This window comes from Microbacterium enclense, from assembly GCF_001456955.1.
GTDB lineage: Bacteria > Actinomycetota > Actinomycetes > Actinomycetales > Microbacteriaceae > Microbacterium > Microbacterium enclense.
This window is the reverse complement of record NZ_KQ758467.1, coordinates 120013-145826: the sequence shown is the minus strand read 5'-3', so window position 1 is coordinate 145826 and position 25814 is coordinate 120013. Positions and strand designations below refer to the sequence as shown.

Here is a 25814-nt window from a genome sequence, read left to right as displayed (position 1 = left end):
GCGAGCCTCGCCTCGATTACGGCGACGAGGCCGCGAACCTCAGCGCGACGGCGATCGCGTCACCGGTACGTCACTCCCGAGCCACCAGCATCGCCTCGATGTCGTCGACGAGACCGGCGGCCCCCGGCGCGACGGCGATGGCGTCGCCGATGCGTCTCGCCCTGGCGCGGTAACCCGGATCGGCGAGGATGCGCTGGACGGCCGAGCGCACGGCATCCGGAGTCGGGCGCCCGGTGCGCAGGTTCACCCCGACGCGGGCGTGCTGCACGCGGGCGGAGGTCTCGACCTTGTCCTCCGAGTCGCCCGCGATCACGATCGGCACTCCGTGACGCATCGCGTGGTGCAACCCGCCTTAGCCGCCGTTGGTCACGAGCACGCTGGTGCGGGCGAGCAGGTCGTCGTAGGGCAGGTAGCTGGCGGCGAACGCATTCGCGGGAAGCTCCGGCAGCGTGTCGACGGGACGCCCGCCCGTCGTCACCGCGACCTGCACGGGCAGGTCGGCGAGGGCGGTGAGAGTCGGTTCGATCACCTCGCTGTAGTCGGTGTTGGCGACCGTGCCCTGCGTGACGTGCACGAGAGGGAGAGCGGAGTCGAGCTCGTCGAACCACGCCGGTGCGGGGGTGGGGGCCGCAGCGGCGGTGGCCATGGGCCCGTAGAAGCGCAGGTGGGCGGGCGCGTCGCTGCGGTGGTACTCGAACTCCGCGACCGTGAACTGGGCGAGCAGGTCGCTGCGCGACAGGGCGTCCATGAAGAAGGCGCCGCCGAGGGGCGGCGCGCCGACTCCGATGAGGAACTCGTCGAGCGAGCGGTGCACCGGTCGCAGCACGGCCTTCGCCGTGACGCCCAGGATGCGGTTGCGGAGCCGGTTGAGCACGGGTGTGGCGAGCGGCGTGACGCCGAGCCCGTAGGGTGCCGTGTCGCGACTGGAGAACCCGGCGGGGCCGATGCCGCACAGGACCGTGAGCGGACGTTCGGCCCGGTGGCGCGCGAACAGCGTCTGCACACCGAGAAAGGTCATGTCGTGCAGAACGACGTCGGCGGGCTCGTGACGCAGGATCTCGTCGAGCGCGACCGCCGCCGGCGCGGCGGGGTCGACGAACGCGCGCTCGACCCCACGGTTGATGGTGGCTAGGCCGCGGTCGCGCTCGTCGTCGCCGGCGCCGATCCCGTCGAGCGTGTCGGCCTCGGGCGGAAGCGGGAGGAAAGGGATGCCGGCATCCTGAACCATCCGTCGATAGCGGGCGCCGGTGAGCATCCGCACCCGCCATCCGCGTCGCTGGAGCTCTGTCGCGACGACGAGGAGAGGGCCGACGTGGCCGACGGCGGGCATGCTGCAAAGCAGGGCGGATCGGGTCATGTCTTCTGTCTTTCGGGGAGGAGGCCCTCCGCCGGGCGACGGAGGACGACTACTCGAGGTTGTCGGAGAGGCGGATCAGCTGGGCCGTGAGCCACGACCGGTAGGCGTCGACGGGCCACCCGCGGGCGACGGTGAAGTGCGTCCAGGGGTCGGGTCCGGTGATGAGCCCCAGGACATCGGCCGCGAGAGCGACCTGGTCGACGCGGATGCGGTCGCGCTGCAGGAACCAGCTGGCCGCGATGGTCATGTCGCGGTGGCGGCGCTGCTCGAGATCTTCGTAAGCCGCGCGCACCTCCTCGTCGCTGTCGGCGGCGGCGAGCATGGCCCGCACGATGGCGGCGGAGCGGTGATTCGCGTCGATGAGGAACTCGACGTATCGCGCGATGGCCGTGTCGGTGTCGGACTCGCCCATGATCGCGACGAGTTCGGGCCGCTCCGCGAGGGAATGCCGTCCCTCATCGCCCGCGAATGTGCGCTCGAAAGCGGCGATCAGCAGCGAGTGCTTGGGGCCGTTGAGGTGCACCGTCGGAACCGACACCCCCGCCTCGGCGGCGATCGCCTTGATCGAGGTGGCCACGTATCCGTCGCGGATGAACAGACGGGCCGCCGCATCGACGATGTTCGCGCGGGTGGCGGCGGCATCCGCCTGCCGCCGGGGGGAGTGATAGCTGCGGGGCACGTCGCAAACGCTACTTCGCGGCGCTGAGGGTCGCCCGCGCGATGAGGATGCCCGCGACGATCTGCGCCCCGGTCGAGACGAAGTACATGACGTCGGTCAGCACCCCGTTCGAGGGATCGGAGACGACGGCGCCGAGGGCGAAGCCGACGAGCGAGAGGACGAGGATCGCCCAGCGCGCCGCGCCGCGAAGCACCCCCGCCCGGGCGATGACGACGCCGCCGAGCACGAGCAGCATCCCCTGCACGGCGCTGACGCCGAGCACGAAGGCCATCGCACCGACGCTGGGCGTGGCGGTCGGCAGGAGGTACGTCACGACGAGGTACAGGCTGTGGTTGGCGAGCAGGAACGCGCCGAAGCCGAGCAGCGCGAGCTTGCCGACGAGCGACGAGCCCACGGCGCCGTGGCCGTCACCGCGCCCGAGGGCGAGGGGGAACATCGCGGCGACCTGGGCGAGCACGCTGCCGACAAACAGCACCCAGAAGGCGGCCGCCGGCGCCGGATCGGTCGCCACGTCGGTGCCGACCTCGAGGCCGGTGGCGACGGTCAGCATGACCCCTCCGGCGAGGATCAGGATGCCGGCCGCGCGGGGCCACGAGGGCGATCGCGGTGCGACCGGGGCGGCGTGACGCCGGGGGACGGACGGGGTGACGGTGGGAGTGGCGGTAGCGGTCATCGAGGGCTCCTCGGGGCGTCGGGCGAGAGGGACGACCGCGGCGCGGCGCCTGTCCCCGATATTGACTATAGCTGCGTATAAGTCAATATTCGACGGGCCGAGTCGACGCGGGAACGACGAACGCCGCCGCCCCGCACGGGGACGACGGCGTTCGCGTGTCGCGTCGGCTACTCGCCGGCGGCGGCCGGCGCGGCCTGCGCCTGGGCGGCGGATGCGGTCTCGCGCGGGGCGCCGTGGGGACGGATCATCGACGGGCGCCGCATGAACAGCACGGCGATCAGGCCCACGCCGATCACGATGATGGGCAGCACGAGCGACTGCCCCATCGCCTGCGAGAAACCGCCGACGATCTGCGGCGGCAACGTTCCGGATCCGAAGCTCGCCCCGGCATCCGCTGCCCCCGGCAGGTTCGCCTCGAGGCGCGCCTGCATGAAGGCGGCGATGGATGCCGAGCCGATCACGGAGCCGACGGTGCGGGTGGTGTTGTAAATGCCGGCCCCGGCGCCCGCCTGACGGGGCGGGAGGTTGCGGGTGGCCGTGGTGGCGAGCGGACCCCACATGCCGGCGTTCCCGACGCCCATGAGGGCCGAGGGGATCAGGAAAGTCCAGATCGGCGCGTCGTTCAGGATCAGCGCGACGTAGAGGCCGAGCGACCCGCCGACAAGCAGCAGACCCGGCACGAGCAGGAACCGCGGGTCGGTGCGGTCGAGCAGCTTGCCGGCGAACGGCGCGAGCACGCCCGAGAGGATCGCGAGCGGCACGAGCAGCAGCGCCGACTCGGTCGGGGTGAGACCGCGCGCGAGCTGCAGGTAGAACATCTGCGGCAGCGCCATGCTCGTCACGGTGAAGCCCACGGCGGCGATCGCGAGGTTCGCGATCGAGAAGTTGCGGTCGCGGAACAGATCGAGCGGCACGAGCGGTTCGCCGGTGCTGCGCGCCTGCGTCCAGATGAACAGCGCCATCACGGCGACGCCGGCCGCGACCATCGCCCAGATCCAGGCCGCCCACGCGTAGTGCTCGCCCTCCTGCAGGCCGAACACGATGAGGAACAGACCCACGGCGCTCAGCACGACGCCGAGGATGTCGAACTTGTGTGCGGTGCGCGGCAGCTGGGGCACCAGCACGACCGCGGCGATGAAGCCGATGATGCCGACGGGGATGTTGATGAAGAAGATCCACTCCCAGCCGAGGCCGTCGACGAGCAGGCCGCCCGCGAGCGGGCCGACGAGGGTGGCCACACCGGCCGTCGCGCCCCACAGGCCCATCGCGGCGCCACGGTTCTGCGGCGGGAACGTGCGCGTGATCACGGCCATGGTCTGCGGCGTCATCAGCGCGGCGCCCAGACCCTGCACGGCGCGGGCGGCGATGAGCACCTCGAGGCTCGGCGCGAGACCGCACGCGAGGGAGGCGATCGTGAAGATCGCCAGGCCCGTGAGGTAGATGTTCTTCGGGCCGAAGCGATCGCCGAGGCGGCCGGTGATCAGCAGCGGCACGGCGTAGGTCAGCAGATAGGCGCTGGTGACCCACACGACGTTGTCGAGATTGTTGGTGTCCGGGTCGAGTGCCGCCTTGATGGCGGGGTTCGCCACCGAGACGATCGTGGTGTCGACCAGGATCATGAAGAAGCCGATCACCAACGCCCACAGGGCGGGCCAGGGGCTGCGGGCGGGTGTCGAAGTGGATGCCGCGGAGGCGGCGCGGGCGTCGGTCATGCGAATGTCTCCCTCGAGACGTGGTGCTTCTTCTTGATGTGTTCGGGGATCTCGGCGATGCCCCAGGCGAGGGAGCGATCGACGAGGCGCGCACGCAGGGAGTCCTGCCACGCGAGTTCGGCGTCGAGCAGAGCGGACTGCCGCTGCAGCTCGACGAGGAATTGCTCGGGCGTCTCGCGCTCGGCGGCCTTTTCGAGGCCCGCCCGGTGCTGGGCGCGCGAGGCCAGCAGAAGGTCGCGGCGCCGATCGAGCAGCGCGACGACCTCGTCGCGGTCGAGGTTGTGCGCTTCCGACAGCGCCACGCGGAAGTCGCTCGCCCGGTCGATCTGCGGAAGCTCCGCACGCACCCATGCCTCGACGGCGCGGTGACCGGCCGGAAGCAGTGTGTAGGTCGTCCGTTCGGGACGGTTCCCGTCGCGGTCGACGCCGACCTCGGCGAGCAGTCCGTCCCGCTCGAGGCGCGCGACCGTGTGATAGATCGTGCCCTTCTGCAGGGGCACGAGGCGGTCGTCGCCCCGCTCCTTCAGCAGTCGCACCATCTCGTAGGTGTGCATGTCGGCTTCGCGGAGAGTAGCGAGGATCATGACCGCGATCGGGGTGAGGCGGCTGGTGTCCAGCATCCGATCCCCCCTTTCAGCGGTTGGTCCGTGTCGACTAGTCCACATGGACTATACACCCGCGCGGGTCACGCGAGGGCGCGGCCGGGGCGCCGCCGCGGCGCGGCCGGGGCGCCGCCACCGCCACCGCCACCACCGCCACCGCCACCGCCACCGCCACCGCCACCGAGAAACGCTCCGGCGCGGAGGACACGGCCCGACGAGGCGTTTCCCCCACGCGAGGGCGTTTATCGACGTGCCCCACCGGCACGCAGCCGCCGATGCACCGCCACCGACGTACCGCCGCCGGCACGCAGCCGCCGGTGCACCGCCGACGATCCCCAACCCCGACGCGCAGCCGCCACACGTACCGACAAACGCCCTCGTGTGGAAGAAACGCGTCGGTAAGGCGTTTCCCCCACGAGAGGGCGTTTATCGATGGAGGGCCTCGCCCGGACGCGCAGCCGCCACACCCACCGGACGCGCAGCCGACACACCCACCGGCGACCACCCTCCCCGGGCGCGCGCGGCGTCTGCTAATCCGCGTCCGACCGGGTCTCGACCGGGGTCGCCGGCGGAACGACGAGGCGCCGCCCCCACCGCACGGGGATGCCGAAGATGCCGCGCTGGTTGGGCTCCTCGACCTCGAGGCCGTAATGCTCACCGATCGAGGCGCGAAGCTGGGCGCGTTCGGCCTTGTCGTACGCGCGCAACTCGCGGCGGAACGCCACGACCGTCGCCCCGCAGATGGCGAGCAGCACGATGCTGAACGGCAGTGCGATGCTGATCGCGGCCGTCTGCAACGCCGTCAATCCGCCCGCGAGCAGAAGGGCGAAGGCGATGAGCGAGGTCGCGAGCGTGAAGAAGATGCGCACCCAGCGCTTGGGCTCCTCTTCGCCGCCCGTGGCGATCATGCCCATGACCAGCGCGCCGGAGTCGGCCGAGGTGACGAAGAAGATCCCGATGAGGATGAGGAACCCCACTGACAGCACGACGGACCCCGGAACGCCCTGGAGCATCTGGAACAGGGCCGTCGACACGTTGACGGATCCGTCGGCACCGACCAGCGAGACGGTCCCGGTCAGCTCGCCGTAGATCGCGGTGCCGCCGAGCACGGTGAACCACAGGATGCCGACGAGGGTGGGCACCAGGATCACGCCGGTGACGAACTCGCGCACCGTGCGGCCGCGCGAGATGCGCGCGATGAAGATGCCGACGAAGGGCGCCCACGAGATCCACCACCCCCAGTAGAAGGCGGTCCACGCGCCCTGCCAGGCGACGCCGTCTTCGCCGGAGTAGGCGCTCGTGGTGAACGACAGGCCCACGAAGTTCTGGATGTAGTTGCCGATCGACTGCACGACGTCGCGCAGGAGGAACTCGGTGGGTCCGGTGAACAGCAGGTAGAGCATCAACACCCCGGCGAGGACGAGGTTGATGTTCGAGAGCCACTTCATGCCCTTGCCGACACCCGAGAGCACCGAGAAGAGCACGAAACCCGTGATGATGCCCACGATGATCGCCTCGCTGATGACCGACGGCGAGACGACGTTCAGATAGTCGAGCCCGGCGCTGATCTGGATCACGCCGAGGCCGAGCGAGGTGGCGACGCCGAAGAGGGTTCCGACGAGGGCCGCGACATCGATCGCGTTGCCCCACGCCCCTTGCACGAGACGGGCGCCGAGGATGGGCTCGAGGGCCCAGCGGATCGTGCGGGGGCGCTTGCGCCGGTGGAACGCGTAGGCGAGCGCCAGGCCGATGACGACGTAGATCGACCACGCGTGCACGCCCCAGTGCAGGAACGTCTGCGACATCGCCTGCTGCGCCAGCTGGTTCGGCGTCCCCTCCACGCCGGGTCGCGGCTCGACGTAGTGGCTGAGCGGCTCGCTCACACCGTAGAAGACGAGTCCGATGCCCATGCCGGCGGCGAACAGCAACGAGAACCACGACATCGTCGAGAACTCGGGCTCATCCTCGTCCTTGCCGAGCTTGATCGACCCGAAGCGGCTGAAGCCCATCGTGAGGGCGAACACCACGAAGAACGCCGCGATGAGCACGTAGTACCAGTTGAACGCCGAGACGATCGTGGTCTGCACCGCACCGAAGGTCGCCTCCGCGGCAGCCGGGAACAGCATCGCGAACGCGATGAACGCCAGAGCGATGGCGGCTGCGGGCCAGAACACCCACCCGCGGATCGTCTTGTGGCGACTGCCCAGATGGGGATCGATGGATGCCGTGGAGTCTGAGGATGCCTCGGTCATCTGATCCAGGGTAGTCACGGTCGGCCCGCCGCCAGGGGGCAGGCGCCGGAGGGCGGCGTGTGACACAATCAGCGCCGACGCGCGCCGGTCGCACCCGCAATAATGAGCGGGTGACCTCCGCTCCCCCGCTCGAGCTTCCCGGTTGGCGCCACATCTACTCCGGCAAGGTGCGCGACCTCTACGTCCCCGCCGACACGGCCGAGGGTGCGCCTCCCGTGCACCTGCTCGTCGTCGCGAGCGACCGCGTCAGCGCGTTCGACCACGTGCTCTCGCCCGGCATCCCCGACAAGGGCGTGCTGCTGACGACCCTGAGCCTGTGGTGGTTCGATCAGCTCGCCGGCGCCGACGGCGGGCGCGGCATCCCGAATCACCTCGTGCCCGATCACGCGCTCGACGGCGATGACGCCGTGACCCTGATCCCGGATGCCGTGCAGGGACGCGCGATGCTCGTCCGCTCCCTCGACATGCAGCCGATCGAGTGCGTGGTGCGCGGATACCTGACCGGCTCGGGCTGGGCGGAGTACCGCGCGGCGGGCACGGTGTGCGGCATCCCGCTCCCCGAAGGCCTGAACGACGGCGATCGCCTGCCCGAGCCGCTGTACACCCCCGCGTTCAAGGCACCGATGGGCGAGCACGACGAGAACATCACGTTCGAGCGCTCGGTCGAGCTCGTCGGCGCCGAGACCGCTGCGGCCCTGCGCAATGCGTCGCTCGAGATCTACCGCCGCGCGTCGGCCACCGCCGAGGCGCACGGCCTGATCCTCGCCGACACGAAATTCGAGTTCGGCTTCGACGCCGACGGCGTGCTGACGCTGGCCGACGAGGTGCTCACCTCGGACTCGTCGAGATATTGGGATGCCGAAGCCTGGCGCACCGGCACCACGCCCGCCGAGCGCATGGCGAGCTTCGACAAGCAGATCGTGCGCGACTGGCTCGCCGCGAACTGGGACAAGCAGGGCGACCCGCCCGCGCTGCCCGCCGAGATCGTCGAGCGCACTCGTGAGCGCTACGCCGATCTGCTGCGCCTGCTCACGGCATCCTGATCCGCCCGCGGAGGCTTCGACAGGCTCAGCCACCGCTCCGCGCCGCGAACGAGGAAGCCCGAGCCCCGTCCCGCAGCCTGAGCACCGGTCCCTGAGCCTGAGCACCGGTCCCTGAGCCTGAGCACCGGCCCCTGAGCCTATGCACCGGTCCCTGAGCCTGTCGAAGGGACCCCGACCCACTACCCCCACCGAGGAGCCCCATGTTCCGCTGGAAACTGCACGGCAACGGCCGCACCGTCGAACCCGGGGCCGTCGTCGGCCCCGGCGAACGGCTCAACTGGGGCGCGACGGTCGCGATCGGCCTGCAGCACGTCGTCGCGATGTTCGGTGCGACCTTCCTCGTGCCGGTGCTCACCGGCTTCCCGGTGTCGACGACGCTGCTGTTCTCGGGCGTGGGCACGTTGCTGTTCCTGCTCATCACCAAGAACCGCCTCCCCAGCTACCTGGGCTCGTCGTTCGCCTTCATCGCGCCGATCACCGCCGCCACGACCATGGCCGGCACGGGCTCGGCGCTCGCGGGCATCGTCGCGGTCGGCGTGCTGCTGGCGGCGGTCGGCTTCCTCGTGCAGTTCGTCGGTCTCGGCTGGGTGGACCGGGTCATGCCGCCCGTCGTCGCCGGCGCGATCGTGGCGCTGATCGGCTTCAACCTGGCGCCCGTGGCCTGGTCGAGCTTCCAGGTGCAGCCCCTGCCCGCGGCGATCACGCTGATCGCCGTCATCCTGTTCAGCGTGCTGTTCCGCGGCTTCCTCGGGCGGATCTCGATCTTCCTCGGCGTCATCGTCGGATACGTCGCGACCGTGCTGATCCAGCTCGCGACGGGTGAGCAGCTGATCGACTTCGCGGCGGTCGAGGCGGCCCCGTGGGTCGGACTGCCCGAGTTCCGCTTCCCCGACTTCGCCTCGGCCGGCACCTGGTCGGTCATCGCGATGTTCCTGCCCGTGGTGCTGGTGCTCGTGGCCGAGAACGTCGGTCACGTGCGCGGAGTCGCCGCGATGACGGATGCCACGGCCAACCGCTCCACCGGTCGCGCGCTCATCGCCGACGGTGTCGCCACGACGCTCGCTGGTTCGTTCGGCGGCTCGGGCACCACCACGTACGGCGAGAACATCGGCGTCATGGCGGCCACCCGCGTCTACTCGACCGCCGTCTACTGGGTCGCCGGTCTCACCGCGATCCTGCTCAGCCTGTCGCCCAAGGTCGGCGCGGTGTTCAACACCATCCCGCCCGGGGTGCTCGGCGGCGTGACGACCGCTCTGTACGGCCTGATCGGCATCATCGGCATCAAGATCTGGGTCGACAACCGGGTCGACTTCTCGCGCCCGGTCAACCAATACACCGGCGCCGTGTCGCTGGTGATGGCGATCGCCGGCTTCTCGATGCAGTTCGGGCAGTTCCAGCTCGGCGCCATCGTGCTCGGCTCGGTCGCGGCCCTGGTGATCTACCACCTCGGCAACGCCATCGCCCGCGCCCGCAAGACCGGCGCCGACGACGGCGGGCCGATCCCCGCCGTGGGTCCGTTGGGCGGCGACCCCGCCTGACGCCCGGGGCGGCGTCGGGACGGGGCGGGCGTCCGGCGGGCGGCGGCCCGGCATCCAACCCGAGGCCGCACTCGTTCGTCGAAGACGCACCCGTTTGACGTCCATCGCATGCGGCCTCGACAATCGCGTGCGGCCTCAGCGATCATGAACGGCCTCGCGGGTAGCGACGCGGCCCCGCGCCCCGACCGCGCAACACACCCCGCCGCCCCGGCCTCGCGCACCCTCCGCGACACACACCGCCGCCCCGGCCCCGCCGCCCCGGCCCCGCCGCCCCGGCCCCGCTGCCCCGGCCCCGCTGCCTCGACGCCACCCCCACCCCCACATCCACAGCCACAGCGCGCACTGAAACCCCACCCCGCGCACCCCGCGCACCTCCGCGCGTCCACTTCGCGGCGCCCCGCCACCACCCCGCCACTACCGTTGCCGTTCTGTTACTTGACACCGTGGCATCCGAGACCCCACACTGATCTCGGTCGCTGATAAATCGTTTTATCGGCAAGGTAAATCGATTATCCAATGGAGGGTGGAGCGATGACTCGAGTGCGTCTCGCCGACGTCGCGAAAGCGGCCGGAGTCTCTCCCGCGACCGTCTCGCTCGTGCTGAACGACGCCGAGTCCCGCATCTCCGACGAGACCAAGGAGCGGGTCCGCCGCGTCGCCGACGAGGTCGGCTACTTGCCCAACCCGATCGCTCGGAGCCTGCGCACCCGCGTCACCGGCACCATCGGCCTCGTCTCCGACCGCATCGCCACCACCCCCTTCGCCGGCCGCATGCTCGCCGGTGCGCAGGAAGTGGCCCGCGAGAACGGCCGGCTCGTCATCCTCGTCGACACCGACGGCCACCCGGAGATCGAGTCCGACGCGATCTCGACCCTCGTCAACCACCGCGTCGACGGCATGGTCTACGCCTCGATGTACCACCGCGTCATGCCGGCGCCCGCCGGGCTCCCCGCGGGCACCGTCTTCCTCGACTGCCGCCCCGAGGGCGGCGGGTATCCGGCCGTCGTCCCCGACGACTACGCCGGGGGCCGCGCCGCGACGCAGGAGCTCGTCGACGCCGGTCACACCCGCATCGCGTACATCGACGACGGCGACGCCGACCGTCCCGTCGCCGCCCAGCTGCGCCTGCAGGGCTACATCGACGTGCTCACCGAGGCCGGCGTCGAACCCGACGCCTCGCTGCACGTGTTCGCCGAGACCGCCGCCGCCGGCGGACAGCTCGCGATCGCCGAGCTCATGGCCCTCCCCGAAGACGAGCGGCCCACCGGCATCTTCGCCTTCAACGACCGCATCGCCGCGGGTGTCGTCATGTGGGCGCACCGCCGCGGCATCCGGATCCCCGAAGACCTGTCGATCGTCGGCTACGACGACCAGCAGCTGGTCGCGGCGGAACTCGATCCGCCCCTGACCACCGTCTCGCTCCCCCACGCGGCCATGGGCCGCTGGGCCATGGAGGTCGCCCTCGGCCTCCGCGAGGCGGACACCGAATCCCCCCACCTCATGGACTGCCCGATCGTCCGTCGGGCTTCCGTCGGCCCTCCCGCGCCCCTCGGCAGCGCGCGGGACACCCGGGTCACGGACTGACGCCGCACCACGCGGCCCCCTCTCCGGCGACAGCGATGTCGCCGCCCACTCGAAAGGAACACGATGAAGAAGTCCTTCATCCCGCTCGCGGCGACCGGTGTCGTCGCAGCGCTCGCGCTGACCGGCTGCGGCCAGGCCGGCCAGGGTGGTGCGACGACCGAAGACGGTCGGACCGTGCTCACCATGTGGACCCACTCCGCCGGCAACCCCGCCGAGCTCGCGGTCTACCAGCAGATCATCAGCGATTACAACGCCTCGCAGGACAAGTACGAGGTGAAGACCGAGTCGTTCCCGCAGGGCGCCTACAACGACGCGATCGTGGCGGCGGCGGCCTCGGGCGACCTGCCCTGCCTGCTCGACCTCGACGGCCCCATCATGCCCAACTGGGCGTGGGCGAACTACCTGCAGCCGCTGAACATCTCCAGCGACATCACCGACAAGCTCCTTCCGACCGCGGTCGGCAAGTACAACGACGAGATCTACTCGGCCGGCTACTGGGATGCCGCACTGGGCATCTTCGCCCGCAAGTCGGTGCTCGACGCCAACGGCATCCGCATCCCCACCATCGAGCAGCCCTGGACCGCCGATGAGTTCGACGCGGCACTGGCGACCCTCAAGGCCGCCGGCTACGACACCCCCATCGACCTCGGCGCCGAGGACAAGGGCGAGTGGTGGCCCTACGCCTACTCCCCGTTCCTGCAGAGCTTCGGCGGAGACCTCATCGACCGCGACACCATGCTCTCGGCCGACGGTGCCCTCAACGGACCGGATGCCGTGAAGTGGGGCACCTGGTTCCAGGACCTGTTCAAGAAGGGCTACGCCAACAGCGGCGGAACCGTGGGCAACCAGGAGTTCGTCGACGGTAAGGTCGCGCTCAGCTACACCGGCGTGTGGAACGGTCTCGCGTCGGTGGATGCCGTCGGCGACGACCTGCTGATCCTCCCGCCGCCGGACCTCGGCAACGGCCCCAAGATCGGTGGCGGTTCGTGGCAGTGGGGCATCTCGGCCTCGTGCAGCGACCCCGAGGGCGCGCGTGAGTACCTGGAGTTCAGCTTCGACGACAAGTACATCACCCAGTTCGCCGACGAGCAGCTCGTGATCCCCGCCACCGAGGCGGCCACCGAGGCGTCGAAGTACTTCAACTCCACCGACGGCGCCCTGCGTCCGTTCGCGGAGTTCTCGAAGGAGTACGCCGTGCTTCGTCCCGAGACCCCCGCCTACGCGGTGATCTCGACCACGTTCGAGACGGCGGCCAAAGACATCATGAACGGCGCCGACGTGCAGTCGGCCCTGGATGCCGCGGTCACCGAGATCGACACCAACATCGAGTCCAACGACGGCTACGGCGCGAAGTAACGCCGCGCCCAGCGGTGGGGGCCCTTCCCGGGCCCCCGCCGCGACCCGCGAAAGAAGAACCTGATGACCGTGTCTCCTCCGGTCGCCGCGGCGAAGCAGCCGCGCCGATCCCTCAGCCGCTTCCGCTCGTCCCGCGGACGCGAGACGTGGGCGGGCCTGGCGATGATGGCCCCCGCAGCCCTCCTGCTCCTGCTCTTCCTGATCGTCCCCGTGCTGCTGGCCTTCACGCTGTCGTTCACCAACGCCCGTCTGATCTCGCCGAACCCGCCGCGCTTCGTCGGTCTCGACAACTTCTTCCGGGCCTTCACCGCCGACCCGGTGTTCCTGCAGTCGGCGCTCAACACGTTCCTGTTCGCGATCGTCGTGGTCCCCGTCCAGGCGGGCCTCGGGCTGCTGCTCGCGGTGCTGGTGAACCAGCGCCTGCGCGGCACGACGTTCTTCCGGGTCGTCTTCTTCATCCCGGTCGTGACCTCGATCGTGGTCGTGTCGATCCTGTGGCGCTTCATGTACCAGAGCGACGGCCTCATCAACTCGATGATCGACACGCTCACCTTCGGCGCCCTGCAGGGCGCGGACTGGCTGAACGACCCGAGCACCGCGTTGCCGGCCATCATCGTGCTGTCGATCTGGCAGGCCGTCGGCTTCCACATGATCATCTGGCTCGCGGGCCTGCAGACCATCCCCGAAGAGCTGTACGAGGCCGCTCGCATGGACGGCGCCAGCCGCTGGCGCCAGTTCACCAACGTCACCTGGCCGGGTCTTCGTCCCACCATGGTGTTCGTCCTCGTCACGATCACCATCGCCGCCCTCGGCCTGTTCGTGCAGGTCGACGTGATGACCCAGGGCGGTCCCCTGAACTCGACCTCGACCGTCGTGTTCCACGCCGTGCGCAAGGGCTACGAGCAGCAGGAGATCGGCTACGCCGCCTCCATCTCCCTGCTGTTCTTCGTCGCCGTGCTCATCATCGCGCTCATCCAGCGCTGGTTGACCCGAGAGAAGAACTGACATGACCAGCACCCTCGAGCGCCCCGGCGGCGCCGCCCGCGCCGCGCGCCCCGCGCGCCCCGCACGTCAGGCCTCGTCCGGCCGCACGCGCACCCGCTCCTCCGAGGGCCGCAACGGCCGCATCCTCACGTACGTGTCGATGTCGATCCTCGCGGTGTTCTTCCTCTTCCCGCTGGTCTTCATGTTCGTCTCGAGCCTCAAGCCCGACGCGCAGATCCTCCGTGACATCAACTCGCCCGCGGCGTTCCTGCCCACCGGCGAGATCAGCCTCGACAACTACTTCGGCGTCTTCGATCGCGTGCCGGTGGCGCAGTTCCTGTTCAACTCGATCCTCGTCACGGTCCTCACCGTGGGTCTCGGTCTGATCGTGAACTCCCTCGCCGGTTTCGCCCTCTCCCGCCTGCGCTGGAAGGGCCGGGTCGTCGTGCTCGCCCTGATCATCGCGACCCTCATCGTCCCGTTCGAGACGATCGCCGTGCCCATGGTCTACTGGGTCAACCAGCTGCCGACCCTGGTGATGGAGGGCGGCGTGCTGAAGTACGACTTCGGCTGGCTGAACACCTACGAGGTGCAGATCGTGCCGTTCATCGCGAACGCGTTCTCGATCTTCCTGTTCGCGCAGTACTTCTCCACCATCCCCCAGTCGCTCGACGAGGCCGCCCGCATCGACGGGGCGAGCTGGTTCACCATCTACCGCCGCATCATCGTGCCGCTGTCGGGCCCGGCGTTCGCGACGGTGGCGATCCTCACCTTCCTGCCGGCGTGGAACCAGTACCTGTGGCCCCTCATGGTCGTGCAGAAGGAGGAGCTGCGACCCGTCATGGTCGGTATGCAGTACTTCTTCCAGCTCAACACCGCGTGGGGTGAGGTCATGGCCTACACCTCGCTCATCACCCTGCCCGTGCTGATCGTGTTCCTCGTCTTCCAGCGCGCGTTCGTCAGCAGCATCGCGGCCTCGGGAGTCAAGGGATGAGCCGTGAGCTCGATGTCGTGGTGCTCGGCGAAGCACTCATCGACATCGTCATCACTTCCGCCGGGGCGGCCGAGCGCCCCGGCGGAAGCCCCGCGAACGTCACCGTCGCGCTCGGGCGCCTGGGTCGGGATGCCGCCCTCGTCGCACGCGTCGCCGACGACGACCGCGGAGGCGTACTGCGCGCGTGGCTCTCGGCATCCGGAGTCGACCTGCACACCGCGGGCGACCCGGAGCGCACCGCCACCGCCCGCGCGATGATCGACGAGCGCGGCAACGCGACCTACGACTTCGACATCGATTGGACGCTGCCCTCGCCCGTCGAGATCCCGGCCGCGCGGATCTTCCACACCGGATCGGTCGCGGCGACCCTCGCACCCGGCGCCGACGAGGTCCGCGCGGCGGTCGAGCGCGCCCGCGCCACGGCGCTGATCAGCTACGACCCGAACATCCGCCCCGCGCTCACCGGCGGCGTCGCCGACGCCCGCGTCCGCGTCGAGGCGATCGTCGCGCTGAGCGACGTCGTAAAGGCCAGCGCCGAGGACGCCGCGTGGCTGTACCCGGGCGTCGCGCCGGTCGAGGTCGCCCGCGAGTGGGTGGCGCTGGGCGCCGGTCTCGTTGTCATCACCGACGGGGATGCCGGGTCCCTCGGCGTCACCGCGCACGCCACGGTCGAGATCCCCGCCGTCCCCACGCTCGTGGTCGACACCGTCGGCGCCGGCGACACCTTCATGGGGACGCTGCTCGACGGCATCCTGAACATCTCCGGCGACACCGCCGAGCTGCGCGAGGCCGTACGCGCGCTCGACGACGCCACCCTGCCTCCCCTCCTCCATCGTGCCGCGGCAGCCGCCGCGATCACGGTCGGGCGCGAGGGTATGGACCCCCCGACCCGAGAAGACCTGCAGCGATCCGCTGCATCGAAAGAGAGTGCCTGACGTGTTCGACCTCGCCGATTCCTACGTGTGGGATTTCTGGTTCGCCGACGACGGTGACACCTACCACCTGTTCTTCCTGTACGCCTCGCGCGCACTGCACGACCCGGAAGACCGCCACTACCGCGCCTCGGTGGGCCACGCCGTCTCGACCGACCTCGTGTCGTGGGAGCGCGTCGCCGACGCCCTCGTGCGCGGCGGGGCCGACGACTTCGACGCGCTCGCCACCTGGACCGGCTCGACCGTGCGGCGCGAAGACGGCACCTGGTTCCTCTTCTACACGGGCTCCCGACTCGGCGACGACGGACGCAACGTGCAGCGCATCGGCTACGCCACCAGCGACGACCTGTACACCTGGCACAAGAACCCGGCGAACCCGGTGCTGGAGGCCGACGGCGAGATCTACGAGCGCCTGGCCACCACCGCCTGGCACGACGAGGCCTTCCGCGACCCGTGGGTCTTCGCCGACCCCGCCGGTGACGGGTGGCACATGTACGTCACCGCCCGCACGCCGCGCGGTCCGCTGAACGGCAGCGGCGTCGTCGCCCACGCGACCTCGCCCGATCTCGAGACGTGGACGCTGCAGGCTCCCGTCAGCGAGCCCAGCGAGCAGGGCTTCGGTCAGCTCGAGGTGACCCAGGTCGAAGAGGTCGACGGTCGCGCCGTGCTGCTGTTCTCGTGCATGACCGCCCAGGCGATGGATGCCGTGCGCGAGCGCCACCCGCGCGGTGCGGTGTGGGCGGTGGCCGCCGACAGCGTGCTCGGCCCGTTCGACATCGGCACCGCCACGCCGATCACCGACGACGACCTGTACGTCGGCCGCCTGATCCAGGACCGCGCGGGCGCCTGGCAACTGCTCGCGTTCCGCAACGTCGGCCCCGACGGCGGCTTCGTCGGCGGCATCACCGACCCCATGCCCGTGGGCTGGGACGGCGACCGCCTCGTCGTAAAGCAGCCGGCCCTCTCACGCTGAGAGCTGAGACGCGGAACGCGTACGTCCCACCGGGGCGTGCGCGTTCCGCGTCTGTGCGACGGTGCTCGCGCTCGCGGCGGGCGGAGCCGCTCCGCGCGCTCCGGGAGGATGAGCGGCGGTGCCGTACGATTCTGAGGGCGGGATGCCGCCCGCCGAGACCACGAGAGGGTGCGAGGGTGCCGTTTCGCAGTAAAGACACGTTGCAGGCGTGGCTCGCGGAGTTCGACGCGAGCGGCGCCGCCGGCGGGGGCGTCGCGTTCGTCGCCGAACAGGATCCGGTCGACGGCGTCGACAGCGGGCTCGTCATCTTCCCCCTGGCCAACGCGACCACGTCGGTGTACCTGGCTCCGCGGGCCGTCGGTGAACCCGACTGGAGGGTCACGTTCGAAGCGCAACCCGAGGTGACGGAGTTGTCACCTGAGGCGGTCTACGAGCTCAGCAGCGAGCTGATGCACGCCGCCGACCTGTGCGCCTTCCTCCAGCGCAAGTCGGTGGAGCACATGGCTCAGCTCGCCGCCGACGCGCAGAACTGATTACGCCGCGGGGACGCCGGTGACCGCGGCGCGGTCGACGCTGGCAGCCTGCTCTTTGGCGGCGAGGGTCGCGTGCCGCAGGAACGTCGCGAAGTCCTGCTCGACTTCAGGGTCGAGCTGTTCGACGACGCCTCGGAACGTGTTCTGGAAGTGGGCGAGCTGAGACCAGGGTTCTTTCTCGAGGTCGATCGCGAGGTGGATGTGGCTGACGCGCCGATCGTTCTCGTCGGCTTCGCGGCGCATGATGCCGCGACGCACGAGACGCTCCACCAGCGTGGTGATGCCGGCGGAGGTCACACCGAGGTGACCGGCGAGCTCTGAGGGCCGCACACCCGGGTTGAGGCTGATGTAGGCCAGAGCTTTGGCGTCGAGTTCATTGACCCCGAGCTGCTTCCGCGCCCGCGCAGCGGCGTCGTCTCGCTCCCAGCTGTACAGCGCAAGCGCCGCCATCAGGGGGGAGGTCTCACCCGTTTCTGCGTTCATCATCGCGCTCCCTCGGTTTCGTATGTCGCCTCCAACTATACCTAGCTCCGTAAAGTTCCGAGGCTGACCTTCACCAATCGTGACATTCAGTAACCCTGACACTCAACTCAGTTACCTAAGTCGGTTGACTATCTGCTAGCTTGATCATCACCGGGCAGTGATTGTTCGGCCCAGCCGAAAGGACGATCGTGATGACCAGCAACGTGCTCGCCTGGGCGCAGCCCACCCCCCTCCGCCGCACCACGTTCGTCGCTACGCCCGCCGATGCCGGCGCACGGCGGATCTACGTCGCGGTGACCGTCACCGCCGCGCTCGTGTCGGCAACGGCCGTCGGCGCCATCGCCCCCCTCGTCTTCTAGATCACCCGCACCTCCCACCCTCAGGAGTCATCATGGGAAAGCTCTTCTACGGTTCCGACCCCCAGCCGATCGACATCGACGACCGCCTGCTGCAGTACCTGCAGGTCGTCCTGTCCACGAAACTGCGCCGCAGCGAGTCGTTCACGATCACGTGGACCGATACGGACGCCGCGCACAGCCGCACGACGCTGTGGATCCAGCCGGCCATCTCGCTGCGGTTCCAGTACTCGTCAGCCGAGTCCGAGCGCCTCTCGGGGGGCTACCTGCGCCACCTGGCCGATCAGGCCGCGATGTCGTCGGGACTCCTGCTGAACGCGGCCACATGGCGCCAGCAGGAGGACTCGCACCGGGTCCACCTCGCCGCCGCGGCCTGAGCAGACCGACCCCCGGATGAGCCCGCCCCGCTCGGGGCGGGCTCTTCGTTCGACCGCATCGGCACAGGAGGTTGTGATGCCCGTCCACAGCAAGAAGACGCTCGACCACTGGGTCGCCGAGTTCGCCGCAGCCCGCGGTGGGGCGGAAGCCGTACGCGTGGTTGTGCAAGAAGCCGGGAGCGGGCGCGAGGCCGGCCTGGTGGTGGTGCCGCTCGAGAACGCCCCCAACACCGTCTGGATCGAACCGCAGCCGGACGGCGATGAAATGGACTGGCACGTCGTCATCGAACAATCCGATGGCGTGCTGGATCTCAGCAGCTTCGAGCTGAACGCCCTCACGCACGAGCTGCAGATCGCCGCGGAACTCTGCGCGTTCCTCCAGGAGAAGTCGCTCGGTTACTTCGACTCGGAAGCCGAACCCACCGCTGAGGCCGAGTCGTCGACGGCGGACTAGTCGATTCGTCGACGATTCTCCTCGGTCGTGACGTTCGGGTGCGGTGCGCCGTATTGGGGGCGGCGCACCGCACCTCCGCGCGGTGGTGCGACCCGCAGCACACCCCGCATCGCCGCCGCAAGCGGGGATGCCGCGTCCCGGCCGGTCGGTAACGTCGGCCCTCCGGCGGGCACCGACCGGCGCCCCGCCACCGACGACGAGAGGCACGCTCATGGCATTCGAAATCTCCGACCCCTCGCAGGCCGCCGCGGACGAGAACGCCTACGAAGGCGCCGACGTCGAGGTCTCCCCCGCTGAGGACGCGCCCGCCGCCGCAGCGAACGACTCCGACGGCGAAGAGAAGCCCGGCGGACTCGGCGCCGACGGCACCATTCCGAACGACCCCGACGGTGTCGCCGCGGGCCACTCCGACACCGCATCGCACTTCAACCCCGAAGAGGACTGAGGGTTCCGGTCCCGGACGCGTCGGCAGGCTCCGGGACCGCCCGGGTTCAGGGAGGCGGACCCCGCGGACGCCCGTCCGCCCCGGTCACGTCGATGGGCTGCCGAGCGTGGCGCGACAGAGGAGGCCGAGGCGGTCGAAGCCGTCGGGCCCGCCGGTAGAGTGGATGCCGGTGCGTCGGGAAGTCTGGTCGACATTCTGTCGATCGACCCCTGAGGAGCTCCATGAGCAACGACACCGTCCGCGCGCCCAGCTGGCCCGGCTATGCCGAGGTGCACCGCGTCACCACGCTGCTGCGTCGGGAGTCCGTCGGCGGAATGCTGCTGGTGGTCGCCGCGATCGCCGCCATCGTGTGGGCGAACTCGCCCGCGTCGGACGCGTACGTCGCGCTCCGCGACTTCCGGTTCGGCTACGAGCCGTGGCACCTCGAGCTCAGCGTCGGCGCGTGGGCGGCGGACGGGCTCCTCGCCGTCTTCTTCTTCATGGTCGGTCTCGAGCTCAAGCGCGAGATCGTCTCGGGGAGCCTGCGCCGGCTGAACACGGCGATCGTGCCCGTCACCGCGGCCTTCGCGGGCGTCGCGGTGCCGGCGCTCATCTACGTGGCCGTCGTGCACACGCAGCCAAGCCTGCTGGCGGGATGGGCGATCCCCACCGCCACCGACATCGCGTTCGCCGTCGCCGTGCTCGCGCTCGTCGGCTCGCACCTGCCCGGGCCGCTGCGCATCTTCCTGCTGACCCTCGCCGTGGTCGACGACCTCATCGCGATCGCGATCATCGCGATCTTCTACACCAGCGACATCGACCTGCTCCCGCTCGGCGTCTTCGCCGTCATCGTCGTCGTCTACGGCGCCGTCGCGCACCGTGGTCGGGCCTGGTTCGCCCGCAACGGGTGGGCCGCGTGGGTCGTGCTCCTGCCGATCGGCTTCGCCGCGTGGGCGTTCCTGCACGCGTCGGGGGTCCACGCCACGATCGCCGGCGTCGCGCTGGCGTTCACCATCCCGGTCGCCCCCTCGCGTCGGCAGCCGGTGCACCGGGGCATGGACCTCGCCGAGCAGTTCGAGCACCGCTACCGCCCGCTGTCGGCCGGGATCGCCGTGCCGCTGTTCGCCTTCTTCGCCGCGGGCGTCCCCGTCGAAGGCGGCGAGGGGCTTCTGCGTGCCGTCGCGGATCCGGTCACGATCGGCGTCGTCGCGGGCCTCGTGCTGGGCAAGCCCATCGGCATCCTGCTCGGGGTGCGCCTGCTCACCCTCCTGACGAAGGTGCGGCTCGACCCGGCGCTGAAATGGATCGACCTCGCCGGCGTCGGCCTGCTCGCCGGCATCGGCTTCACGGTCTCGCTGCTGATCGCCGAGCTCAGCTTCCCCGCCGGCTCGCCCCACACCGACGACGCGAAGATCGCGATCATGGTCGCGTCACTGCTGGCATCCGTGCTCGCCTCGTGCGTGCTGCTCGTGCGCAACCGTCGCTACAAGCATCTCGCCCTCGCCGAGAACGTGGATGCCGACGGCGATGACGTTCCCGACGTGTACCAGCAGCCGCATCCCGGCCCGCGCTGATCCGCCCGCCGCGACGAGAACAGGCGATGCGCCCGCAACAGGAGGATCCGAGCGCTGATGGCCTGTACTGGTGGCATCCCCTGTTCTCGGGGCGGCCGGCCGGAACCGCTCACCCGACGTCGGCTCGCCGGCGGGCACCCCCCCTGCTCGGCGAGACGGGCGACTCCGCTTTCTGGTGTGAGCGTCACGAGAACAGGCTGCGCGCCCGAGGACAGGACCATCGCCGCCGCAACGGCCTGTTCTCGTTGCATCCCCCTGTTCTCGTGGCAGCGCGAAGCGCCGCGGGGTCGCCCGCCCGACGCGGCAGCGTGCTGGGCCCCGCCCCACCAGGGCGTCGCATCAGGCCGACGCGCGCTCCACGATCTCGGTCGGCAGGATCGTCGCGTGCACCGCCGGCCGTCCGGCGAGCATGTCGAGCAGAACGGATGCCATGTGTCGCCCCTGCGTGAGCGACGGCTGACGCACGGTGGTGAGCGCGGGTGTCAGGGCGGTCGACACCGAAGAGTCGTCGAAGCCGATGACGGCGACGTCGCGCCCCGGCTCGATCCCCTTCTCGCGCAGCGCGGTGTACGCCCCGCGGGCCATGAGGTCGCTCGCGACGAAGAGCGCGTCGAGTTCGGCTCCGGTCGAGAGGATGCGGTTCATCGCGAGCGCCCCGCCCATCTCGGTGAAATCGCCGTTCTCGACGGCGACGGGTTCGAGACCGGCCGCGGCCATCTCATCGCGGAACCCCTGCAGGCGATCGATGCCGGCCGGCATGTCGGGCGGTCCCGAGACGGTCGCGATGCGGCGGTGCCCGCGGGCGATCAGATACCCGGTCGCCGCTTGGCCGCCCGCGACGTTGTCGACGTCGACGTAGTAGTCCTCGGCGCGCACGCGCGCCGGGCGCCCGCCGTAGACGACGGGCACCACGTCGGCCAGGCGATCGAGGAAGGTGTCACTGGTGTGGTGCGAGGCGACGATCGCGCCGTCGACGCTGCCGCCGCGCAGGTACGCGAGCGCCTTCGCGCTGGCGTCGTCGCTCGCGATCAGCATGTTCATGATGTAGTCGCTCTCGCCGATCACCTCGCCGATCCCGGCGACGATCGACGCGAAGAACGGGTCGCCGAAGAACCGGTCGGTCTGCTCGGGGATGACCAGCGCGATGGCGCGGGTCTGTCTGCTGGCGAGCGAGCGCGCCGCGCGATTGGGGACGTACTGCAGTTCGTCGATCGCGCGGCGCACCGCCTCGAGGGCCGCGGGCGAGACCGCGGTGGAACCGTTGACCACACGTGAGACAGTCGATCTCGAGACGCCGGCGCGCGCCGCCACCTCTTCGATCGTTGCGGTACCTCGAACGGGTGCGAGTTCCATCGCGCTGCCTCCTCGGGGCCCTCGCGCGAAGGTCACACCGCGGGTTCGGTGGCCAGTGCGCGCTCGGCGATGATGCGAGCGTACTGCCGGCCGGAGTCCTTGATGGTGCGCTCCTGAGTCTGGTAATCGACCGCGACGATCCCGAAACGCTTGGCGTAGCCCCACGCCCACTCGAAGTTGTCGAGCAGCGACCAGTAGAAGTAGCCGCGCACGTCGACGCCCTTCTCCACGGCATCCAGGACCGCCGCCAGGTGCGCCTCGACGAATTCGACGCGCTCGGTGTCGTGCACGCGCTTCTCGCCGTCGTCGGTCACGACCTCGTCGTCGTACGACGCGCCGTTCTCGGTGACGTACAGCGCGGTGCCGACCGGGGCGGCGTATTCCTCGCTCACCCGCTCGAGCAGGCGGGTGAGCCCCTCGGGCTGCACCTCCCAGCCCATGTTCGTGCGCGAGAGTCCCCGGTCGTGCCAGTAGAGGTTCTCGTGCGCGGGGAAGGGCTTGCCGATCGGGCGCGGGGTGGGGGCATCGCCGGCGGGCGGGTCGACCTCCGGCGGCGTGCCGCCGACGAGCTCGCCGTGGTAGTAGTTCACACCGAGCGAGTCGATGGGGGTCGAGATGATGTCGAGGTCGCCGGGCTGAACGGCGTCCTGCCAGCGGGCGACGGCCTCGGCGTCGGTGTCGCGGAAGTCCTTGATGATGTCGGCCGGGTACTGCCCGCGGAACACCGGGTCGAGGAACCACCGGTTGAACTGCCCGTCGATGCGGCGCGCGGCGTCGAGGTCGGCGGGATTCGCCGGATCCACGGCATCCGCCACCGTGAGGTTCAGCGTCAGCCCCAGGTTGACCGAGGAGTCACGGGCGCGCAGCTCCCGCACGGTCTGGCCGTGGCCCAGCAGCAGGTGGTGGGCGGCGAGCATGCCCTCGGCCTGCGAGTAATGCCCGGGCGCGTGGGCACCGGCGGTGTAGCTGAGGAACGACGAGCACCACGGCTCGTTCAGTGTCGTCCACACGTCGACGCGATCGCCGAGGGCGTCGTGCATGTCGAGCGCGTACTCGGTGAAGCGCTCGCTCGTCTCGCGGACGGTCCAGCCGCCCTTCTCCTGCAGCGCCTGCGGGAGGTCCCAGTGATACAGCGTCAACCAGGGCAGGATGCCGGCATCCAGAAGCTCGTCGACGAGGCGCTTGTAGAAGTCGACGCCCTTCGGATTGAGGGCGCCGCCGTCGGGACGCACGCGCGACCACGAGGTCGAGAAGCGGTAGGTCTGCAGCCCGAGCTCTTTCATGAGCTGCACGTCGCCGGCGTAGCGATGGTAGTGATCGCAGGCGACGTCGCCGTTGTCGCCGTTGATGACGGCGTCGGGCACGCGGCTGAACGCGTCCCAGATGGATGCCGTGCGGCCGTCCTCGAAGGCGGCGCCCTCGATCTGGTAGGCGGCGGTGGCCGCGCCGAAGAGGAAGCGTTCGGGGAACGAACGGGACTGGGACATGGTTCGGGTTCCTTCCGTGGGCGCGAGGGTCATCCCTTGACCGCCCCTTGCATGATGCCACTGACGAGTTGCCTGCCCGCGAACACGAACAGCAGCAGCAGCGGGATCGTCGACAGCAGCACGCCCGCGAGGACGATCGAGTAGTCGACGAAGTAGTTGGACTGCAGCAGCGACAGGGCCACCGGCAGCGTCGGGTTCTGGCGGTCGAGCACGATGAACGGCCAGAAGAAGTTGTTCCAGGCGCTGACGAACGTGAACAGGCCGAGCATCGCGGCGGCGGGGCGCGCGGCCGGAACCCCCACGGTGAGGAACGTGCGGAACGAGCTCGCCCCGTCGACGCGCGCGGCCTCGATCAGCTCGTCGGGCACCGATTGGCGCAGGTACTGCGTCATCCAGAACACCCCGAAGGCGCTCGTGAGCGCGGGGACGATGATCGCCCCGAGCTGGCCGGTCCACCCCAGCTCGCTGAACAGGATGTACAGCGGCACGACACCCAGCTGCGTCGGTACGGCCATCGTGCCCACGACGAAGACGAGCAGCCACGGTCCGCCGCGGAACCGCAGTTTCGCGAACGCCCACCCGGCGAGGGTGGAGAAGAAGACGACGGATGCCGCGATGAGTCCCGAGCTGACGATCGAGTTCAGCAGCGCGGGCCAGAAATTCACGGCCGGATCGCCGATCACCGACGCGGCGTTGGCGAAGAAGTTGCCGCCGGGGATCCAGGAGCGCTCGGCGTCGCGGATGGTGGACGAGTCGCCCGAACCGATCAGCAGCGACCAGTAGAAGGGGAACAGGCTCGCCAGCAGCACCGCGCCGAGGCAGGCGTAGACGATCCACCCGGGACGGGCGCCGCGCACGGGGCGCGGGCGACGGGGGCGGCCGGCGGGGTCGCGGTCGGCGACCGGGATGGGGGCGGCGGTGACGGCGGTCATCGGCCCGTCTCCTCTCGACTCGGGGACGTGGATGCCGGCACGTGGCGCGACGGCGAGGGCTCGGCATCCATCGCCAGACGTTTCTTCGCGGCACGCGCCTGGGCGCGGATCTCGCGGCGGGAGCGGGCGTCGCCGCGACCGCCCTCGTCACGCACGAGCGAACGCGTGATGAACAGGTTGATCGCGCCGATCGCGAGGATGAGCAGGAACAGGATCCAGGCCAGGGCCGCGGCGCGGCCGAAGTTCCATTCGCCCCAGCCGATGTTGTAGAGCCAGAGGGTGACGGTGAGCCACTGGTTGTCGGCGCCGCCCGTGCCGTACTGGTCGTACATCCGCGGCTCGTCGAAGATCTGCAGGCCGCCGATGGTGGCGGTGATGATGACGAAGACGAGGGTGGGCTTCAGGCTCGGCAGGGTGATGGAGAAGAACTGACGGATCTTGCCGGCACCGTCGACGGTCGCAGCCTCGTAGTACTCGCGCGGGATGGCCTGCATCGCGGCGAGCAGGATGAGGGTGTTGTAGCCGGTCCAGCGGAAGTTGACCATCGTCGCGATGGCGAGGTGACTGGCGAAGGCGTCGGAGTGCCACGGCACGGCCGGCAGGCCGAGGTTCTGCAGCGTGGTGTTCACGACGCCGTACTGGTCGCCGAACATGTTGCTGAAGATGAGGGCGACGGCGACGGGCGCCATGACGTACGGCACGAGCACGCTCATGCGCCAGAACGTCTTGGCGCGGATGTTCTGATCGAGCATCGCGGCGATGAAGATCGCGACGATCAGCTGCGGCACGCTCGAGAGCAGGAAGATGCTGAAGGTGTTGCGCAGCGCGATCCAGAACTTGGGCTGCGACAGCACCCAGGCGTACTGATCGAAGCCGATGAACTCGCCGGAGCCTCGGACCAGGTCCCAGTCCATGAACGAGATCACGGCGGTGTAGGCGATGGGGAACAGCCCCGTGATCGCGAACAGGATGAAGAACGGCGAGATGTAGAGGTAGGGCGAAAGCTTCAGGTCCCACGCGCTGCGGCGCCGGCCGAAGCCGAGACGGCGCGGCGCGCGCTCCGCCGTCGACGGCGTCGTCGTCGCGGCCCGCTCGAGTGTGCTGGTCACGGTGTCTCCTTTTCCGAGCGCGTGAGGGGTCGGAATCTGTCGCCTCGGCCTCC

General features: G+C 69.9%; 26 protein-coding genes. 14 read left to right on the top strand and 12 right to left on the bottom strand.

The annotated features are described in order from the left end of the window. Positions 1-70: 70 nt before the first annotated feature. The 7 genes from AS029_RS00655 to AS029_RS00625 form a co-directional block, all read right to left on the bottom strand. On the bottom strand, positions 71-346 hold the full coding sequence (locus AS029_RS00655) for a glycosyltransferase (protein WP_414683031.1): 276 nt from the start codon (positions 344-346) through the stop codon (positions 71-73). Positions 347-352: 6 nt separating this feature from the next. Continuing rightward, positions 353-1357: a glycosyltransferase gene (locus AS029_RS00650; RefSeq protein ID WP_139167976.1), complete on the bottom strand. Its 1005-nt coding sequence runs from the start codon at positions 1355-1357 to the stop codon at positions 353-355. A 49-nt stretch (positions 1358-1406) separates the two neighbouring features. Beyond that, complete coding sequence (locus AS029_RS00645; protein ID WP_058230694.1) at positions 1407-2036, bottom strand: TetR/AcrR family transcriptional regulator; 630 nt, start codon at positions 2034-2036, stop codon at positions 1407-1409. A 10-nt stretch (positions 2037-2046) separates the two neighbouring features. After that, positions 2047-2709 carry a hypothetical protein gene (locus tag AS029_RS00640; protein ID WP_058230693.1) on the bottom strand — a complete coding sequence of 221 codons (663 nt, stop codon included), beginning with the start codon at positions 2707-2709 and terminating at the stop codon, positions 2047-2049. Positions 2710-2876: 167 nt separating this feature from the next. Continuing rightward, positions 2877-4421 carry a DHA2 family efflux MFS transporter permease subunit gene (locus tag AS029_RS00635; protein WP_058230692.1) on the bottom strand — a complete coding sequence of 515 codons (1545 nt, stop codon included), beginning with the start codon at positions 4419-4421 and terminating at the stop codon, positions 2877-2879. Further along, complete coding sequence (locus AS029_RS00630; protein ID WP_058230691.1) at positions 4418-5041, bottom strand: PadR family transcriptional regulator; 624 nt, start codon at positions 5039-5041, stop codon at positions 4418-4420. The genes AS029_RS00635 and AS029_RS00630 overlap by 4 nt, the downstream gene beginning before the upstream one ends. A 512-nt stretch (positions 5042-5553) precedes the next feature. Then, a complete protein-coding gene (locus tag AS029_RS00625) occupies positions 5554-7275 on the bottom strand; it encodes a BCCT family transporter (protein WP_058230690.1) in 1722 nt (573 codons plus the stop codon). A gap of 110 nt (positions 7276-7385) precedes the next feature. Here AS029_RS00625 and AS029_RS00620 point away from each other — a divergent pair, with 110 nt between their 5' ends. The 9 genes from AS029_RS00620 to AS029_RS00580 all read left to right on the top strand — a co-directional run bounded on the left by AS029_RS00620 (position 7386) and on the right by AS029_RS00580 (position 17212). Further along, entirely contained in the window at positions 7386-8318 is a 933-nt protein-coding gene (locus AS029_RS00620; RefSeq protein WP_058230689.1) for a phosphoribosylaminoimidazolesuccinocarboxamide synthase, read from the top strand. Positions 8319-8518: 200 nt separating this feature from the next. Continuing rightward, complete coding sequence (locus AS029_RS00615; protein WP_058230688.1) at positions 8519-9856, top strand: uracil-xanthine permease family protein; 1338 nt, start codon at positions 8519-8521, stop codon at positions 9854-9856. A 531-nt stretch (positions 9857-10387) separates the two neighbouring features. Further along, positions 10388-11440, top strand: coding sequence for a LacI family DNA-binding transcriptional regulator (locus AS029_RS00610; RefSeq protein ID WP_058230687.1), 1053 nt, complete (start codon positions 10388-10390; stop codon positions 11438-11440). A 63-nt stretch (positions 11441-11503) separates the two neighbouring features. Further along, positions 11504-12796 carry a sugar ABC transporter substrate-binding protein gene (locus AS029_RS00605; RefSeq protein ID WP_058230686.1) on the top strand — a complete coding sequence of 431 codons (1293 nt, stop codon included), beginning with the start codon at positions 11504-11506 and terminating at the stop codon, positions 12794-12796. Between the two features lie 63 nt (positions 12797-12859). Continuing rightward, positions 12860-13801 (top strand): carbohydrate ABC transporter permease, encoded by a 942-nt coding sequence (locus AS029_RS00600; protein WP_139167975.1) that lies wholly within the window; start codon positions 12860-12862, stop codon positions 13799-13801. 1 nt (position 13802) lies between these two features. After that, entirely contained in the window at positions 13803-14774 is a 972-nt protein-coding gene (locus AS029_RS00595; RefSeq protein ID WP_058230684.1) for a carbohydrate ABC transporter permease, read from the top strand. Then, positions 14771-15709 carry a carbohydrate kinase family protein gene (locus AS029_RS00590; RefSeq protein ID WP_058230683.1) on the top strand — a complete coding sequence of 313 codons (939 nt, stop codon included), beginning with the start codon at positions 14771-14773 and terminating at the stop codon, positions 15707-15709. Before AS029_RS00595 ends, AS029_RS00590 begins: the two co-directional genes overlap by 4 nt. Position 15710: 1 nt before the next feature. Then, entirely contained in the window at positions 15711-16679 is a 969-nt protein-coding gene (locus tag AS029_RS00585) for a glycoside hydrolase family protein (protein ID WP_058230682.1), read from the top strand. Between the two features lie 176 nt (positions 16680-16855). After that, the gene (locus AS029_RS00580; RefSeq protein WP_074615788.1) at positions 16856-17212 is read left to right on the top strand and encodes a hypothetical protein; all 357 of its coding nucleotides are present in this window, start codon (positions 16856-16858) and stop codon (positions 17210-17212) included. Here the strand turns inward: AS029_RS00580 and AS029_RS00575 are convergent, their stop codons facing one another. Next, a complete protein-coding gene (locus tag AS029_RS00575; protein WP_082642078.1) occupies positions 17213-17698 on the bottom strand; it encodes a MarR family winged helix-turn-helix transcriptional regulator in 486 nt (161 codons plus the stop codon). It lies immediately after the preceding gene. A gap of 188 nt (positions 17699-17886) precedes the next feature. Between AS029_RS00575 and AS029_RS17460 the strand changes: the two genes are divergently transcribed. The 5 genes from AS029_RS17460 to nhaA all read left to right on the top strand — a co-directional run bounded on the left by AS029_RS17460 (position 17887) and on the right by nhaA (position 20880). Further along, positions 17887-18054, top strand: coding sequence for a hypothetical protein (locus AS029_RS17460; RefSeq protein WP_167345212.1), 168 nt, complete (start codon positions 17887-17889; stop codon positions 18052-18054). Between the two features lie 32 nt (positions 18055-18086). Further along, positions 18087-18428, top strand: coding sequence for a DUF7882 family protein (locus AS029_RS00570; protein ID WP_058230679.1), 342 nt, complete (start codon positions 18087-18089; stop codon positions 18426-18428). Between the two features lie 76 nt (positions 18429-18504). Beyond that, on the top strand, positions 18505-18882 hold the full coding sequence (locus tag AS029_RS00565) for a hypothetical protein (protein WP_058230678.1): 378 nt from the start codon (positions 18505-18507) through the stop codon (positions 18880-18882). 211 nt (positions 18883-19093) lie between these two features. Beyond that, positions 19094-19327, top strand: a complete 234-nt coding sequence (locus tag AS029_RS00560) for a hypothetical protein (RefSeq protein WP_058230677.1) — start codon at positions 19094-19096, stop codon at positions 19325-19327. A gap of 221 nt (positions 19328-19548) precedes the next feature. After that, on the top strand, positions 19549-20880 hold the full coding sequence (gene nhaA, locus AS029_RS00555) for a Na+/H+ antiporter NhaA (RefSeq protein ID WP_058230676.1): 1332 nt from the start codon (positions 19549-19551) through the stop codon (positions 20878-20880). A gap of 339 nt (positions 20881-21219) precedes the next feature. Here nhaA and AS029_RS00550 read toward each other — a convergent pair whose 3' ends face one another. Genes AS029_RS00550 through AS029_RS00535 form a run of 4 tightly spaced genes read right to left on the bottom strand, consistent with a single transcriptional unit; the run spans position 21220 to position 25761 of the window. Continuing rightward, the gene (locus AS029_RS00550; protein ID WP_058230675.1) at positions 21220-22233 is read right to left on the bottom strand and encodes a LacI family DNA-binding transcriptional regulator; all 1014 of its coding nucleotides are present in this window, start codon (positions 22231-22233) and stop codon (positions 21220-21222) included. Between the two features lie 32 nt (positions 22234-22265). Then, positions 22266-23720, bottom strand: coding sequence for a glycoside hydrolase family 1 protein (locus AS029_RS00545; protein WP_058230674.1), 1455 nt, complete (start codon positions 23718-23720; stop codon positions 22266-22268). Between the two features lie 29 nt (positions 23721-23749). Next, a complete protein-coding gene (locus tag AS029_RS00540; RefSeq protein ID WP_058230673.1) occupies positions 23750-24652 on the bottom strand; it encodes a carbohydrate ABC transporter permease in 903 nt (300 codons plus the stop codon). After that, positions 24649-25761, bottom strand: a complete 1113-nt coding sequence (locus AS029_RS00535; protein WP_058230672.1) for a carbohydrate ABC transporter permease — start codon at positions 25759-25761, stop codon at positions 24649-24651. The genes AS029_RS00540 and AS029_RS00535 overlap by 4 nt, the downstream gene beginning before the upstream one ends. Positions 25762-25814 lie beyond the last annotated feature (53 nt).